The organism is Arthrobacter paludis (assembly GCF_056782315.1).
Genome location: NZ_JBXAEW010000006.1, coordinates 58597 through 74833, shown reverse-complemented (window position 1 = coordinate 74833; position 16237 = coordinate 58597). Strand labels below are relative to the sequence as shown.

Below are 16237 nucleotides of genomic sequence, written 5' to 3'. Positions count from 1 at the left end.
TATGCTCTGTGCACGAGGTCCCCGGGAGCCGTTGCCCGGGCGCGGCCGGGGAGAGGTCACCATGGCGTCCCCACGCATCCACCCGCAGGCTTCCGGCGCGCCGGGGGGCGCGCCGCCGAGGGGAACACGCGGACCCGGGACCTCGGACCCACCGGGCCGCCCCTCCCGCCGGACGGTGCTGGCCGGGGGCGCCGCCGTCGGCCTCGGCCTGGGCGCCGCCGGCCTCGTTGCGGGCGCGGCGCACGCCGCGGTGCCGGGCAAGGTCTACACGGTGACCCGCCGCAACACCGGCACGTCCACCGTCCAACCGCGGAGCGAGTTCCGCGGGCTGTGGGCGGCCAGCGTCGTCAACATCGACTGGCCCTCCGCGCCGGGGCTGAGCGTCGCGCGGCAGCAGGCGGAGCTGCGCTCCCTGCTGGACCTGGCGGTCTTCCGGAAGCTCAACGCGGTCCTGCTCCAGGTCCGCCCGGCCGCGGACCGGATGTGGGTCTCCACGCTCGGCGAGCCGTGGTCCCGCTACCTCACCGGCACGCAGGGCACCGCGCCCGGCTACGACCCGCTGGCCTACGCCATCCAGCAGGCCCACCGGCGCGGGCTGGCCCTCCACGCGTGGATCAACCCGTTCCGCGTCTCGATGGAGCCCTCGCTCTCCTCGCTCGTGGCCTCGCACCCGGCCCGCACCCACCCCGCGTGGAGCTTCGCGTACGGGGGCCGCCGCTACTACAACCCGGGCCTGCCGGAGGTCCGGAACTTCGTGCGCTCCGTCGTCGTCGACCTCGTGCGCAACTACGACGTCGACGGCGTCCACTTCGACGACTACTTCTACCCGTACCCCGTCGCGGGGGAGGCGATCCCCGACTCGGCGGCGTTCGCGGCCCACCGGGGGAGCTTCACGTCCCTCGCGGCGTGGCGGCGGCACAACATCAACGTGTTCGTCCGCGACACCTACAACTCCATCAAGACGGTGGACCCGCGCGTCGTGTTCGGGATCAGCCCCTTCGGGATCTGGCGCAACAACACGTCCTCGTCCCTGGGCTCGGCCACGGCCGGCCTGGAGAGCTACTCCGCCCTGTACGCGGACACCCGGGCGTGGGTGAGGTTCCAGTGGCTGGACTACATCGCGCCCCAGCTCTACTGGCACCAGGGCAACCCGCCGGCGAACTACAACGTCCTCGTCGACTGGTGGGCCCGGCAGGTGGCCGGGACCCGCGTGAAGCTGTACACGGGCGAGGCGGCCTACAAGGTGGGCGACCCCGCGACCGCCGCGTGGCGCGACCCGAACGAGCTGCGCGACCACCTGACCAAGTGCCGCTCCGTCCCCGCCGTGGCCGGGCACGCCTTCTACAACACGACGGCGTTCCGGGCCAACCGCCTCAACGCGATCGCGATCCTGGCCGGGCGCCACTACTCGCGGCCCGCACTGCCGGTGCCGATGCCGCACCTCGGTGCCGTGCGGCCCGCGACGCCGACCATCACGTCAGCCGTGCGCCAGGCCTCGGGGATCCGGCTGGCCTGGGACTCCGGGGCCGCCGGGGAGCCGGTCTCGCACGTGGCGATCTGGCGGATCCAGCATTCGGGGTCCTCGATCCCCGGCATCCAGTCCACGGCCACCCACCTGCGGACCGTCCGGGCCCGCACCGCCCGGGCCCAGGCCTGGTTGGACACCGGGGTCGTGGCGGGCCGCGGGTACTGGTACCTGGTGCAGTCCCTGAGCCGGACGGGGGTCGACTCGGCGGGGGCGAGCGCCGTGTTCGTGCGGGCCTGACCGGCGGCGCCTTCCCGCCCGGACCGCGCCGTGCCCGCGTGGCGCGGGGGCCGGAATTCACGCGGCTGCCTTTTGGCTGCCCTAGTTTGGGGCGGACAGGGGGCCTATGGTGTGGCCATGACCACGGATTCCACGGTAGGGGACTCGAACGGATCCACGGCGGGGGAGGGGCGCCGCGCCGCCGGGCCGGACGGGCCGGGCACGGACGCGATGCTCAAGCTCGGACGCTTCTTCACCCGGTGGGAGCAGAGCGACGACGGCCGCGCCGTCTACCGCGAGGGAGGGCGGAAGGGCGACTCGTTCTACCGGGACCGATGGAGCCACGACAAGGTGGTGCGCTCCACCCACGGGGTGAACTGCACGGGCTCGTGCTCGTGGAAGGTCTACGTCAAGGACGGGATCATCACCTGGGAGGCGCAGCAGACCGACTACCCGTCGGTGGGCCCGGACCGGCCCGAGTACGAGCCGCGCGGCTGCCCGCGCGGGGCCGCGTTCTCCTGGTACACGTACTCGCCCACGCGGGTCCGCTACCCGTACGTGCGCGGGGTGCTGCTGGACCTGTACCGGGAGGCCAAGCACCGGCTGGGCGACCCGGTCCTGGCGTTCGCGGACGTCGCCGCGGACCCGGAGAAGCGGCGCGCCTACCAGTCCGCGCGGGGCAAGGGCGGCCTGGTGCGGACGAGCTGGGCGGAGGCCGTCGAGATCGCGGCGGCCGCCCACGTGAACACGATCAAGACCTACGGCCCCGACCGCTGCGCCGGCTTCTCTCCCATCCCCGCCATGTCGATGGTCAGCCACTGCGTCGGCACCCGCTTCATGCAGCTCATCGGCGGCGTGATGACCAGCTTCTACGACTGGTACGCCGACCTGCCGGTGGCCAGTCCCCAGGTCTTCGGCGACCAGACCGACGTGCCGGAGTCCGGCGACTGGTGGGACGCGACCTACCTGCTGATGTGGGGATCCAACGTGCCCGTGACCCGGACCCCGGACGCGCACTGGATGGCGGAGGTCCGCTACCGCGGCACGAAGGTGGTCGGCGTCAGCCCCGACTACGCGGACAACACGAAGTTCGTGGACGAGTGGCTCCCCGCGCAGGCCGGCACGGACGCGGCCCTGGCGATGGGCATGGGGCATGTGCTGCTCAAGGAGTTCTTCGTGGACCGGCAGGTCCCGTTCTTCACCGACTACGTGTCGCGGTACACGGACCTGCCGTTCCTGGTCACCCTGACCGAGCACGCCGACGGCGGCGGGCTGGTGCCGGGCAAGTTCCTCACGGCCGCGGACCTGGGCACGGGCGGGGCCGACGCCGCATTCAAGACCGTCCTGTTCGACCGGGCCACCGGGGAGCCGGCCGTCCCGAACGGCTCCCTCGGGTTCCGCTACAACGCGGAGGACGAGGGCAAGTGGAACCTGGACCTCGGGGACATCGACCCGGTCCTGACGCTGCTCGGCCGGGAGGGCGCCACGGGCGAGGCCGTGCGGCTGCCCGCCTTCGACGACCCGTCCGGCGCCGGATCGGTCCTGCGCCGCGGCGTTCCGGTGCTGGAGGTCGGGGGCCGGAAGGTCACCACCGTGTTCGACCTCATGCTGGCCCAGTACGGGGTCGGCCGCGAGGGCCTCCCGGGGGAGTGGGCCCAGGGGTACGACGACGCAGGCACCGCCTACACGCCGGCCTGGCAGGAGGAGATCACCTCGGTCCCGGCCGAGGCGTGCATCCGCATCGCCCGGGAGTTCGCGCACAACTCCGAGGTGTCCGGCGGCCGGTCGATGATCATCATGGGCGCGGGCATCTGCCAGTGGTTCCACGGCGACGCGACGTACCGGGCCATCCTCTCGCTGCTGATCCTCACGGGGGCGATGGGCCGCAACGGGGGCGGCTGGGCCCACTACGTCGGGCAGGAGAAGTGCCGGCCGATCACCGGCTGGGTGTCCCTGGCGAACGCCCTGGACTGGTCCCGGCCGCCGCGCACCATGATCGGGACCGGCTACTGGTACATGCACACCGACCAGTGGCGCCAGGACGGCTACTCCGCCGACGCCCTGAAGTCCCCGCTGTCCGAGGGGTCGCTCGACGGCGTGCACACCGCCGACGCGATGGCCTCCTCCGCCGCCCTGGGCTGGATGCCGTTCTACCCGCAGTTCTCGGAGAACCCGCTCTCCGTGGCCGAGCGCGCCGAGACCGCCGTCAACGGCGGCACGGCGGAGAGCGCGGCCCGGTTCGTGGCCGACGAACTGAAGTCCGGGCGGCTGCGCCAGGCCATCGAGGACGTGGACGCACCGGAGAACTGGCCGCGCACCCTGGTGCTGTGGCGCTCGAACCTCTTCGGCTCGTCCGCGAAGGGGAACGAGTACTTCCTGCGCAACCTGCTGGGCACGCACCACAACGTGCTGGGGGAGGACACCCGGGAGTCGGAGCAGCGGCCCCGGACCGTGGCCTGGCACGAGGACGCGCCGGAGGGCAAGCTCGACCTGCTGGTCTCCGCGGACTTCCGCATGACGAGCACGACCCTGCTCTCCGACGTCGTCCTCCCCGCCGCCACCTGGTACGAGAAGCACGACCTGTCCTCGACGGACATGCACCCGTTCGTCCATGCGTTCAGCCCGGCGATCGACCCGCCGTGGCAGGCCAAGACGGACTTCGAGGCGTTCCACCTGCTCGCCCGCGAGCTCTCGAAGCAGGCGCGCACCCACCTGGGGACCGTGAAGGACCTCGTGGCCACGCCGATGCAGCACGACACGCCCGGCCAGCTCGCGCAGCCCGGCGGCGGGGTCCCGGACTGGCGCGGCACCGACATTCCGGGCGTGCCCGGCGTGAACATGCCGAACTTCCAGGTCGTCGAGCGGGACTACACGGCGATCGCCGACAAGCTCGCCAGCGTCGGCCCCCTCGCTGACAGGCTCGGCTTCACCGTCAAGAACGTCACCTACAAGGTGCGCGGGGAGGTCGAGCGGCTGGGGCACCTCCACGGCGTGATGCCCTACGGGCCCGCCGCCGGGCGCCCGGCCATCGACACCGACGCGAAGCTGGCCGAGGCCATCCTGTCCTTCTCCGGCACCACGAACGGCCAGCTCGCCGTGCAGGGGTTCCGCGACCTGGAGCGCCGGACCGGCCGCCGGCTCGTCGACCTGGCCGAGGGGTCGGAGGAGAAGCGCATCACGTTCCCGATGACGCAGCAGGCCCCGCAGCCGGTGATCACGAGCCCTGAGTGGTCCGGGTCGGAGACCGGCGGGAGGCGCTACGCCCCGTTCACCGTGAACATCGAGCGGCTCAAGCCCTTCCACACGCTGACCGGGCGGATGCACTTCTTCCTGGACCACGACTGGATGCGCGACGTCGGCGAGCAGCTTCCCCTCTACCGGCCGCCGCTGGACATGCACCGCCTCTTCGGCGAACCCAAGCTGGGCCCGGACGGGAACCTCGAGATCACCGTGCGGTACCTGACCCCGCACAGCAAGTGGTCCATCCACTCCGAGTACCAGGACAACCTGTTCATGCTCTCCCTCTCGCGGGGCGGGCCGACCGTGTGGATGGCTCCGGGGGACGCGGGGGCGATCGGCGTCGCCGACAACGACTGGGTCGAATGCGTCAACGCCAACGGCGTGCTGGTGGCCCGGGCGATCGTCAGCCACCGGATGCCGGCTGGCGTCGCCTACGTCTACCACGCGCAGGAGCGCACGATCGACGTCCCCAAGTCGGAGGCGACGGGCCGCCGGGGCGGCATCCACAACTCCGTGACCCGGCTGCTGGTCAAGCCGACGCACCTGATCGGCGGCTACGCCCACCAGTCCTACGCGTTCAACTACCTCGGACCGACCGGAAACCAGCGCGACATGGTCTCGACCATCCGCCGCCGCAGCCAGGAGGTGACCTACTGATGCGCGTTATGGCCCAAATGGGCATGGTGATGAACCTGGACAAGTGCATCGGCTGCCACACGTGCTCCGTGACGTGCAAGCAGGCGTGGACCAACCGCGCCGGCACGGAGTACGTCTGGTTCAACAACGTGGAGACCCGGCCCGGCCAGGGCTACCCGCGCCGCTACGAGGACCAGGAGCGGTGGAAGGGCGGGTGGACCCTGAACCGGCGCGGCCGGCTCAAGCTCAAGGCCGGGGGCCGCGTGGCCAAGCTCTTCGGGATCTTCGCGAGCCCGGTCCAGCCCGAGCTCAAGGACTACTACGAGCCGTGGACCTACGACTACAAGACCCTGGTGGACGCGCCGCTGGGGGACGACTTCCCCGTGGCCCGGCCCAAGTCGCTGATCACCGGCGAGGACACGAAGGTCACCTGGAGCGCGAACTGGGACGACAACCTCGCGGGCGCCGCCGAGATGGGCCACCTGGACCCGCTCGTGGAGAAGGTCCGGCAGGAGTCGAACGACAAGATCAAGTTCGACTTCGAGAAGACCTTCATGTTCTACCTGCCGCGCATCTGCGAGCACTGCCTCAACCCGTCCTGCATGGCCTCCTGCCCCTCGGGGGCCATCTACAAGCGGGTCGAGGACGGGATCGTGCTCGTGGACCAGGACCGCTGCCGCGGCTGGCGCCAATGCGTCACGGGCTGCCCCTACAAGAAGATCTACTTCAACCACAAGACCGGCAAGGCCGAGAAGTGCACGTTCTGCTACCCGCGCGTGGAGATCGGGCTGCCGACCGTGTGTTCGGAGACGTGCGTGGGGCGCCTGCGCTACCTGGGCCTGTTCCTCTACGACGCCGACCGGGTCACGGAGGCGGCCTCCACCCCGGAGGAGACGGACCTCTACGAGGCCCAGCTCGACGTGATCCTGGACCCCCACGACCCGGCCGTGCAGGCCGCGGCCCGCGAGCAGGGGATCCCGGACGACTGGCTCGAGCACGCCCGGCGCTCGCCGGTGTACAAGCTGGCCAAGGAGTACCGGGTCGCGCTGCCGCTCCACCCGGAGTACCGGACGATGCCGATGGTCTGGTACGTCCCGCCGCTGTCCCCGATCTCCGACCTGCTCAAGGAGCAGGGCCACGACGCGGAGGACCACGGCAACCTGTTCGGGGCGATCGAGTCCCTGCGCATCCCGGTCGAGTACCTGGCGGAGCTGTTCACGGCCGGGGACACCGCGGTGGTCGACGGGGTGCTCAAGCGGCTCGCGGCGATGCGTTCCTACCTGCGCGGCATCACGCTCGGGCAGGACCCGGACGACTCGATCCCGGAAAGCGTCGGCATGGACGGGGAGGCCCTGTACGAGATGTACCGGCTGATGGCCATCGCCAAGTACGAGGAGCGCTACGTCATCCCGAAGGCCCACGTCGAGCAGGCGCACGACCTCGAGGAGATGGGCTGCTCGCTGGACTTCGACGAGGGCCCGGGCATGTACGAGGACTCGCCGTTCGGGGAGGCCTCGGGGACGCCGACTCCGGTGGCGATCGAGAACTTCTACGCCCTGCAGGCGCGGCAGACCTCGGACGAGCCGGCCGGGGAATGGTCCATGCGCGGCCGGGTGAACCTGCTCAACTGGGACGGCAACGGCAACCCGGACGGGCTCTTCCCGCCGCGGCGCGAGGGGGACCGGGCATGAGCCGGACCCTGTACCAGGTGGTCTCCGCCTGCCTGTGCTACCCGGACGCCCGCCTGCTGGCGCAGGTGCCGCTGATGCGGACCCTGGCGGAGGACGACGGCGGCGCCCCCGCGCGGGCCGGCTCCACGCCGCGGCCCACCCTGCGCGAGCGCCTCCTCGGGGCCCCGCCGGCACCGGAGCCGCCACCTGACGGGTGGCCCGCGGGCGCGCGCGCCGCCGTCGTCGGCTTCCTCGCCCACCTCGAGGCGACGCCCGCGCGCGAGCTGGAGACCGCCTACGTGGAGACGTTCGACTTCACGCGCCGGCACGCGCTGCACCTGTCCTACTGGACGGACGGGGACACGCGCCGGCGCGGCGAGGTCCTGGCCCGCTTCAAGCGGGCCTACCGCCACAGCGGGCTGTTCGTCACCCCGGACGGCGAGCTGCCCGACTACCTGCCGATGGTCCTCGAGTACGCGGCGCACGACGACGCCGGGCGGGACCTGCTGCTCGAGTACCGGCCCGGGCTGGAGCTGCTGCGGATCGCGCTCGAGGAGGAGGACAGCCCCTACGGGCCGCTCGTGGCCGCGGCGTGCGCCACCCTGCCCGGGCCGTCGCCGCGGGACCGCCAGGCGGTCATGGAGCTGGCGGGGGCCGGGCCGCCCCAGGAGAGCGTCGGGCTGGACCCGCACGACGCGCGGCTGCTGCCGCTGACGGACACGACAAGGGGAGGGTGACATGGCCGTCTGGGACATCGTGTGGTGGGGCGTGCTGCCCTACGTCATGGTGGTGGTCCTGGTCGGGGGCTCCATCTGGCGCTACCGCTACGACCAGTTCGGCTGGACCACCAGGTCCAGCCAGCTCTACGAGTCGCGCCTCCTGAGGATCGCCTCGCCGCTGTTCCACTTCGGGATCCTCGCCGTCGTCGCCGGCCACTTCTTCGGGCTCGTGATCCCCAAGTCGTGGACCGACGCCGTGGGCATGAGCCAGGACTTCTACCACTTCAACGCGCTCTTCGTCGGCGGCGTGGCCGGGTTCGGCACGCTCGTGGGCATGGTCCTGCTGATCGTGCGGCGGCGTACGACCGGGCCGGTCTTCATGGCCACCACGAAGAACGACAAGCTCATGTACGTCGTGCTCTTCGCGGCCATCGTGTTCGGCCTGTGGACCACGCTCGCGTCCGTGTTCCTGGGCGACCACGGGCACAACTACCGCGAGACGGTCTCGCCCTGGTTCCGTTCCCTGTTCATCTTCCAGCCGGACATCGCGTCCATGGCCGCCGCGCCGTTCAGCTTCCACCTGCACACGCTCGTCGGGATGCTGCTGTTCGCGATCTGGCCGTTCACGCGCCTGGTCCACGCGTTCACGGCGCCGCTGCACTACCTGTTCCGGCCGTACATCGTGTACCGCTCGCGGGACGCCCACCAGAGCAGCGTCCCGGTGCGCCGGGGATGGGCCGGCGTGGGGACGGCGGACCGGTCCCGGGAGGGCCGGTGAGCGCCCCGGCGGGGCGCGGCGCGGGGCGGCGCCCGAAGGCCGGGGGATCCGCCGCCTACAACCTCGCGCTCGCGACCATCGCGTCCACCATCGGGTTCTGGGGGTGGATGGTCATCTCCCCGTTGGCCACCCGCTACACGCTCGAGCTGGACCTGTCGGCGACGGCGGTGTCCGTCCTGGTCGCGATGCCGATCCTCGTCGGCTCGCTCGGGCGGATCGTCGTCGGGGCCCTGACCGACCGGCTGGGCGGCCGGGCCGTCTTCACCGGCGTGCTGTGTGCGACGCTGCCGCCGGTCGTGCTCGTGGCCGTCGCCGGGTCCGTCGGCTCGTACGCGATGCTGCTCGTCGTGGCGTTCTTCCTCGGCGTGGCGGGCTCGATCTTCGCGTGCGGCGTCCCGTTCGTCTCCGCCTGGTACGCGGCGGAGCGGCGCGGCTTCGCCACGGGCGTGTTCGGGATGGGCATGGGCGGCACGGCCCTGGCCGCGTTCCTGATGCCCCGGCTCGTCCAGGCCATCGGCTACCTGGCAACCCACCTGTTCGTGGCGGGCCTCGTCCTGGCGATGGCCGCCGTCGTCTGGTTCACCATGCGCGACGCCCCGGCGTGGCGGCCCGTGACCGAGCCCGTTGTTCCGAAGCTCGCCGCGGCGCTGCGCCTGCCGGTGACCTGGCAGCTGTGCTTCCTCTACGCGGTCGTGTTCGGCGGGTTCGTCAGCTTCTGCGCCTACCTGCCGACCTACCTGCGCGACATCTACGAGATGGACCCGACGGCCGCCGGGTCCCGCACGGCCGGGTTCGCGCTGGCCGCGGTCATCGCCCGGCCCGTCGGGGGCACCCTCGCCGACCGGGTCGGACCCAAGCCCGTCGTCGCGTTCTCGCTGGCCGCCGTGGCGGTGCTGGCCCTGGTCGTCATGGCCCAGCCGCGCCCGGAGATCGCGACCGGGGCCACGTTCCTGGCCATGGCCGCGGCCCTCGGGCTCGGGGCGGGCGGCGTGTTCGGGTGGGTCGGAACCGCGGCCCCGGCCGGCAGCGTCGGGTCCGTGGCCGGGATCGTCAGCGCCGCCGGCGGCTTCGGCGGGTACCTCCCGCCCATGGTCATGGGGGCCACGTACGACCCCGTGACGAACAGCTACGGGATCGGCCTGCTCCTGCTGGCGATCACGGCGGGGGCGGCCCTGGCGGTGACGCTGCTGCTGAAGGGACGCCCCCGCACGGCGCCCGCCGGGGCGGGGCCGGTGCGCTGAGCCGGCCCCGGGGCGCCCGTTGACGGGCCGAACCACCCGACGTAGTCTCATTGGGAAACGCCAATCAGTCGGGGGAGTGGGCCGTGCCCGTGGAGATCGTCGCCGTCGACCGCCCGTGGGACGCGGGTGGGCCCGAGCGCGCCCGGGCGCGGGACTGCGCCTCGCTCCTGGACGCCGCCACCGCCGCGGAGCTCGGCCACTCCGACCTCGCGTGGGGCCCGGGCTGGCGTCTGGCGACGTGGTCGCCGAGCCGGTACGGGTCCTCCGTCCTCTTCGCAGCCGTCCGGGATGGGCGCGTCGTCGGGGCCGCGCACGGGCGGCGCTCGTTGGCCGAGAACGCCGACCTGCTCTCCGTGGACGTCGCCGTGGCGCCCGGGCAGCGCGGGGGCGGCGTCGGTTCGCGGCTGGTGGCCCGGCTCGCGGAGCACGCGCGCGGGAACGGCTGTGCCCGCATCGCGTCCTTCGTGACCTACCGGCCCCCGCCCGCCGGCGGGGGAGTGCGCCCCGCCGGGGGCGCCGGGGCCGTCCCCGCCGACCATCCCGCCACGCGGTTCGCCCAGGGCCTCGGGGCCGTCCTGCAGCAGGTGGAGCGGCTCAGCCGCCTCGACCTCGATGCGCCGGACGCCCCTGTCCCCGGGGGCGGCACTGGTTCCCCGGGCGCGCGGCCGACGGGTGGGCCCCGGCGCGACGCCGCGGACGACGGGTACCGGCTGGTCGGGTGGGGCGACGACGTCCCGGAGGAATACGTCGACGCGTACTGCCGGCTCATGGAGCGCATGGACACCGATCCGCCGGCCGGGGGAATGGTCTGGGAGCCGTCCGCGTGGGACCGCGGCCGCCTGCGCACGGCGGAGTCCCGTCGGCGGGAGCGGGGCGAGCGGCTCGTGCAAACGTGCGCCGTCGGCCCCTCCGGGTCGCTGGTGGCCTTCACGGTGCTGGCCTACGGCGTCCTGCCCGGCGTCGCGGACCAGGAGGACACGCTGGTCTTGCCGGGCCACCGCGGCCACGGCCTCGGACTTCGCGTCAAGCGTGCCAACCTGGGGCGCTTGCGGGAGGCGGCACCCGGGGTGCGGCGCGTCTACACCTGGAACGCCGAGGAGAACGGGCCGATGCTGGACATCAACGCCGCCCTCGGCTTCCGCCCCGCGCACTCCGAGGCCCTGTGGGAACTGTCGCTGGACGCCGCTGGTTCAAACCGCGGCCGTCCGTCGACGCCCGAGGCTGACTAGGGCCGATGCGTCCCCTCGCGGGCGGCGCAAACACCGCCGTCGGGGCGGGGAAGCGGGCGCGGAATCCCGTATCGCCCATCCGCATTAAAGAGTTTGCAGAAGTTGTTGCACGGGGACTGTGGGCTGATACGATATGTGCAGCGGTATCGAGAATGCCGTGACGCGCATGACGCGTCCCGCCTCGGAGGTGTCCCCCAAGCGCCTCCGGAGCGAAGAAGGCCACGGTGCGATCCCCCAAGCCGCACCGTGGCGGAAGCCGGGTCGTTCCCGCTGTCCCCCAAGCGGCGGTGAACGGCCCGGTTTCGTTCGTCCGCTGCCGATTTGGCCGCCGCGCCCGGTCCGGGCTACGATGGACGCACCTAAGACCGTCGGTCGATGTCTCCCCGTGTCCGTCACGGGAAAACCATCCGAAAGTCCCTCACAGGGCGGCCTACGCAGGTGGACGAACGCTTGTCGCCCCGGCATCGGCCGGATGGCGCCACACGCCCCGTGCATCTGCGCGGGGCGTTTTTTGTGGGCGCGGGCCACCTGGCCCCGGACCGGAACCACCGGCACTACCGATCCCCGGAAGGAGGGTTATGGCAACGCCGAGCAAGGTTTCCGCTGTTGAGGAAATCACCGCCGACTTCAAGGAGTCGTCCGCCGCTGTCCTGACCGAATACCGCGGGCTCTCTGTTGCGCAGCTCCAGGAACTGCGCCGCGCCCTTGGCAACGAGACCAAGTACGCGGTCGTGAAGAACACCCTGACCGGCATCGCAGCCAAGGAAGCCGGCATCGACGCGTTCGATGAGCAGCTGTCCGGCCCGACCGCCATCGCCTTCATCAAGGGCGACCCGGTGGCCGCGGCCAAGAGCCTGACGGACTTCGCCAAGGACAACAAGCAGCTGGTCATCAAGACCGGCTACTTCGAGGGCAAGGCCATGGACGCGGCGCAGGTCGCCGCGCTGGCGGCCCTGGAGTCCCGCGAGCACCAGCTGGCCCGCGTGGCCGGTGTGCTGCAGGCCCCGGCCTCCGCCGCGGCCCGCATCATCGAGGCCCTGCGCGCCAAGCGCGAAGAGGAGGGTGGCGCGGCTCCGGCCGAGGCCGCCGCCGAGGCCCCCGCCGAGGAAGCCCCCGCTGCCGAGGCCACCGAAGAGGCCTAAGGCCGCTTCACCACCCCACAAACTCGCGGCGCGCACGCGCCGCCCCATGGAAAGGACGCCAACATGGCGAAGCTCACCACCGAAGAGCTCCTGGATGCTTTCAGCGAGATGTCCATCATCGAGCTCTCCGAGTTCGTGAAGTCCTTCGAGGACAAGTTCGAGGTCACGGCCGCCGCCGTGGCCGTGGCCGGCCCGGCCGGCGGCGGCGAGGCCGCTGCCGCCGAGGAGCAGACCGAGTTCGACGTCGTCCTCGAGGGCGCCGGCGACAAGAAGATCGCCGTCATCAAGGAGGTCCGCGCGCTGACCTCGCTCGGCCTGAAGGAGGCCAAGGACCTCGTCGACGGCGCTCCGAAGGCCGTCCTCGAGGGCGTCAACAAGGAGACCGCCGACAAGGCCAAGGAAGCTCTCGAGGGCGCCGGCGCCTCGGTGACCGTCAAGTAGCCTTCCGCGCTGCAGGGCACGCCCCGTCCACCCCCGTGGTGGACGGGGCGTTTCCGTGTCCGGGGCGGGCCGGGCCGCGTCGCCGCCCCGGGGTCCGTGGACGCCCGAATCGTGATCGGATACGCTGGAAGATCACGAGACGGTAACAAAGGGTCCCGGGGACCGCCCACGCGCGGCGCCGGGCGGAAAGGCGTGCATGGCACTCGAGACGCGCGTTGAGCCCGTCGCGGCAGCGCAGTCCCCGCGGGCCCGGTCCCGTCTCGCCCTGCTGGATGGACTGCGCCTGCTGGCCGCGGTCGCCGTCGTCCTCTACCACTGGACCGCGTGGCACCACGGCAACTGGGGCGTGGAGCCCGCCAAGGACGCCTGGCCCGTGCTCTCGCGGTTCAGCCTGTTCGGCAACATGGGCGTGCAGCTGTTCTTCATCATCAGCGGCTTCGTCATCCTGCTCTCCAGCTACGGCAAGCGCCCCGCGCAGTTCGTCGGCTCCCGGGTGGGCCGCCTCTACCCGGCCTACTGGGTCGCGGTCGCGGCCACCGGGGCGCTCGTCTTCCTCATCTGGCCGCAGGTGGGGGACCGCCTGACCCCGTGGGACTGGCTCGTGAACCTCACCATGTTCCAGGGCGCCACGGGCAACGCCAACATCGACGGGGTCTACTGGACCCTGTGGGCGGAGATGCGCTTCTACCTGCTCGTGCTGCTCCTCATGGTCCTCGGCTGGCAGACCCCGCGCCGGCTGCTCGCCTTCGCCGCGGTCTGGCCCGTGGCCGGCGTCGTCGGAAGCCTGCTGCCCGGCGAGATGATCGAGGTCGTGCTCGTCTCCGAGCACGCACCCCTCTTCGCCGGCGGCATGGTGGTCTTCCTGATGCACCGCTTCGGGCAGACCCCGCTGCGCTGGGCGGTCCTCGCGCTCAACGTCGGGCTCGCCGCGCACCACACGGGCGTCACGGGCAGCCGCGAGGCCGTGGAACTGGTCGGCTACGAGGTGGCACCGCCCGTCTACTGGGGGATCGTCGTGGGCATCTTCGCCCTCGTCTGCCTGCTCACGCTCACCCCGCTGAACCGGGCCCGCGTGCCGGGCATGGCCCTGGCCGGCGCCCTCACCTACCCGCTGTACCTGCTGCACCAGCTGTGGGGCTGGTGGATCATCGACCTGCTGAGCCCGCAGCTGCCCCGCGGGGCCGTGCTGGCCATCGGCCTCACCGTCGTCTTCGCGGCGGCCTACCTGGTCCACCGCTTCGTCGAGAAGCCCTACGGCCGGCGCCTCGGCCGGGCCACGACGCGGCTGCTCGACTCCCGGATCGTCCGCGGGCAGGACGCGCCCGCGGAGCCGGCCGACCGGCCCGCCGCGGCCCGCGACCTGCAGTCGGCGGCGCGGGGCTAGCCGGGGCGGCGGGCGCGCTCAGCCCTCCGGCTCCGTGAGGTCGGCGACCTCCGCCTCCAGCGCGGCGAGCAGGGCCCCGGACTCGACGAACGCCGAGTGCCCGTGGTCCCCGGCCCCGAGCGAGACCCGGCCCGCGACCGTCGCGTCCGCGTACACCGGCCACGGCGTCGTGGAGCCCAGCGGCGTGATCGTGCCGCGGCGGAAGCCCGTCGCCGCGAACGCCGCGTCGGCGTCGGGCATCGACACCCGGTTCACGCCCAGCACCGCGCGCAGCTTCGGCCAGGAGATCGCCCGCCCGCCAGGCACGAGCACGAACAGGTAGCTGCCGTCCGGGTGGCGCACCACCAGCGTCTTGACGATCCGCGACGGCTCGATCCCGAGCAGCGCCGCGGCCTCCTCCAGGCTGCGGGCGCGGGGGCGCGGGACCACCTCGACGTCCAGGCCGCGGGCGGCCGCGTCGGCCCGGAAGCGCTCCAGCCCGGCGCCGCCGTCATCCGTCACGCCCGCTCCAGCAGCAGCGCCTCACCCTGCCCGCCGCCCCCGCACAGCGACACGGCCGCGCGGCCGGAGCCCCGACGGGCGAGCTCCAGCGCCGCGTGCAGCGCAAGCCGCGCGCCCGAGGCGCCGATCGGGTGGCCCAGCGCGATGGCCCCGCCGTGGAGGTTCGTCCGCTCCAGCGGGTAGTCCAGGTCCGCGAGCGACTGGCAGGCGACCGCGCCGAACGCCTCGTTGATCTCCACGAAGTCCAGCTCGTGCGTGGACCAGTCGGCGCGGGCGAGGGCGGCCCGGATGGCGTTGGACGGCTGGGAGTGCAGCGACGTGTCCGGGCCCGCGACCTGCCCCGGCTCGCCGATCGTGGCCAGTACCGCGAGCCCGTGGGCCTCGGCGTACTCGCGCGAGGCGACGACGAGTGCCGCGGCGCCGTCGGAGAGCGGGGACGAGTTCCCGGCCGTGATGGTACCGTCCTGCGCGAACGCGGCGCGCAGCCCGGACAGCGACTCGACGCTGGTGTCCGGCCGGATGCCCTCGTCCTCGGCGACGATGCGCGGCCCGCCCTTGCGCTGCGGCACGGAGACGGGGACGATCTCCTCCGCGAAGACGCCGGAGGCCGTGGCCTCCGCGGCGCGGCGGTGGGACGCGGCGGCGACCTCGTCCTGCTCCGCGCGCCCGATGCCGAGCTCCGCGTTGCGCCGCTCCGTGCTGGCGCCCATGGACTCGCCGTCGAACGCGTCCGTCAATCCGTCGTGGGCCACCGCGTCGACAGCCGTGAAGCTGCCGTACGTCCAGCCGGAACGGCTGCCCGGCAGCAGGTGCGGTGCGTTGGTCATGGACTCCTGCCCGCCGGCGACGACGACGTCGGCCTCGCCGAGGCGGACCATGCGTGCGGCGTCCGTGACGGCCGCGAGCCCGGACAGGCACACCTTGTTCACGGTCACGGTGGGCACGTCCCACCCGATGCCGGCGGCGATGGCCGCCTGGCGGGCCGGGTTCTGGCCGCAGCCGGCCTGGACCACGTGGCCCATGACGACGGCGTCGACCGCCGCCGCGGGCACCCGGGCCCGCTCGAGGGCGCCGGCGATCGCGGCGGCGCCGAGTTGGACGGCGGTGAGCGACGCGAACTGGCCCTTGATGCGGCCGAACGGCGTGCGCGCGCCGGAGACGATGACTGCGTCGCGGGGTGATGGCATGGCGTGCTGCTCGCTTTCACGGATCGGATGGCGGTCGGTCGGCGGATGCCTCCAGCCTAGCGTGAAGCCCGTCACAGGAGGTGGGGGCCGGTTTTCCGGGGGTCCGGAACCCGGAGGGGGAGGGTCCGGGGGAGGGGTGCCGCCGGTCGCGCGGGCCCCGCGCCGGGCGACACTCCGCCAAGGACCGCTTGTCACCGGGGTGTTCGACATGGTAGGAGAGCGGTGGTAGTATGGAGCTTTGCGTCTTCCCTCTTTTGCCGTCGGCCTTCATATAGCGGTGGGTTCGATTTTCCAGGTGTCGTTCCGGGCTGCCCCGGGACAGGGG

General features: G+C 72.6%; 12 protein-coding genes. 10 read left to right on the top strand and 2 right to left on the bottom strand.

All coding sequences use genetic code 11. The features are described 5' to 3' along the window. Positions 1-175: 175 nt before the first annotated feature. The 10 genes from AC1Q5D_RS06680 to AC1Q5D_RS06635 all read left to right on the top strand — a co-directional run bounded on the left by AC1Q5D_RS06680 (position 176) and on the right by AC1Q5D_RS06635 (position 14224). Positions 176-1765, top strand: coding sequence for a glycoside hydrolase family 10-like protein (locus AC1Q5D_RS06680; protein WP_481737798.1), 1590 nt, complete (start codon positions 176-178; stop codon positions 1763-1765). Between the two features lie 117 nt (positions 1766-1882). Then, a complete protein-coding gene (locus tag AC1Q5D_RS06675) occupies positions 1883-5641 on the top strand; it encodes a nitrate reductase subunit alpha (RefSeq protein ID WP_481737797.1) in 3759 nt (1252 codons plus the stop codon). Further along, positions 5641-7311 carry a nitrate reductase subunit beta gene (gene narH / locus AC1Q5D_RS06670; protein ID WP_481737796.1) on the top strand — a complete coding sequence of 557 codons (1671 nt, stop codon included), beginning with the start codon at positions 5641-5643 and terminating at the stop codon, positions 7309-7311. Before AC1Q5D_RS06675 ends, narH begins: the two co-directional genes overlap by 1 nt. Continuing rightward, the gene (gene narJ, locus AC1Q5D_RS06665) at positions 7308-8027 is read left to right on the top strand and encodes a nitrate reductase molybdenum cofactor assembly chaperone (RefSeq protein WP_481737795.1); all 720 of its coding nucleotides are present in this window, start codon (positions 7308-7310) and stop codon (positions 8025-8027) included. Before narH ends, narJ begins: the two co-directional genes overlap by 4 nt. A 1-nt stretch (position 8028) precedes the next feature. After that, positions 8029-8787: a respiratory nitrate reductase subunit gamma gene (gene narI / locus AC1Q5D_RS06660; protein ID WP_481737794.1), complete on the top strand. Its 759-nt coding sequence runs from the start codon at positions 8029-8031 to the stop codon at positions 8785-8787. Next, positions 8742-10028: an MFS transporter gene (locus tag AC1Q5D_RS06655; protein ID WP_481737793.1), complete on the top strand. Its 1287-nt coding sequence runs from the start codon at positions 8742-8744 to the stop codon at positions 10026-10028. Before narI ends, AC1Q5D_RS06655 begins: the two co-directional genes overlap by 46 nt. 83 nt (positions 10029-10111) lie before the next feature. Beyond that, on the top strand, positions 10112-11257 hold the full coding sequence (locus AC1Q5D_RS06650) for an N-acetyltransferase family protein (RefSeq protein ID WP_481737792.1): 1146 nt from the start codon (positions 10112-10114) through the stop codon (positions 11255-11257). Between the two features lie 578 nt (positions 11258-11835). Further along, on the top strand, positions 11836-12399 hold the full coding sequence (rplJ, locus tag AC1Q5D_RS06645; RefSeq protein WP_481737791.1) for a 50S ribosomal protein L10: 564 nt from the start codon (positions 11836-11838) through the stop codon (positions 12397-12399). Positions 12400-12462: 63 nt separating this feature from the next. Beyond that, positions 12463-12840 (top strand): 50S ribosomal protein L7/L12, encoded by a 378-nt coding sequence (gene rplL / locus AC1Q5D_RS06640; RefSeq protein WP_481737790.1) that lies wholly within the window; start codon positions 12463-12465, stop codon positions 12838-12840. Positions 12841-13036: 196 nt separating this feature from the next. Next, positions 13037-14224, top strand: coding sequence for an acyltransferase family protein (locus AC1Q5D_RS06635; RefSeq protein WP_481737789.1), 1188 nt, complete (start codon positions 13037-13039; stop codon positions 14222-14224). A gap of 18 nt (positions 14225-14242) precedes the next feature. Here the strand turns inward: AC1Q5D_RS06635 and AC1Q5D_RS06630 are convergent, their stop codons facing one another. Together AC1Q5D_RS06630 and AC1Q5D_RS06625 are read right to left on the bottom strand one after the other, a co-directional pair. Beyond that, positions 14243-14725: an aminoacyl-tRNA deacylase gene (locus tag AC1Q5D_RS06630; RefSeq protein ID WP_481737788.1), complete on the bottom strand. Its 483-nt coding sequence runs from the start codon at positions 14723-14725 to the stop codon at positions 14243-14245. Next, positions 14722-15912: an acetyl-CoA C-acetyltransferase gene (locus AC1Q5D_RS06625; RefSeq protein WP_481737787.1), complete on the bottom strand. Its 1191-nt coding sequence runs from the start codon at positions 15910-15912 to the stop codon at positions 14722-14724. The genes AC1Q5D_RS06630 and AC1Q5D_RS06625 overlap by 4 nt, the downstream gene beginning before the upstream one ends. Positions 15913-16237: the final 325 nt, after the last annotated feature.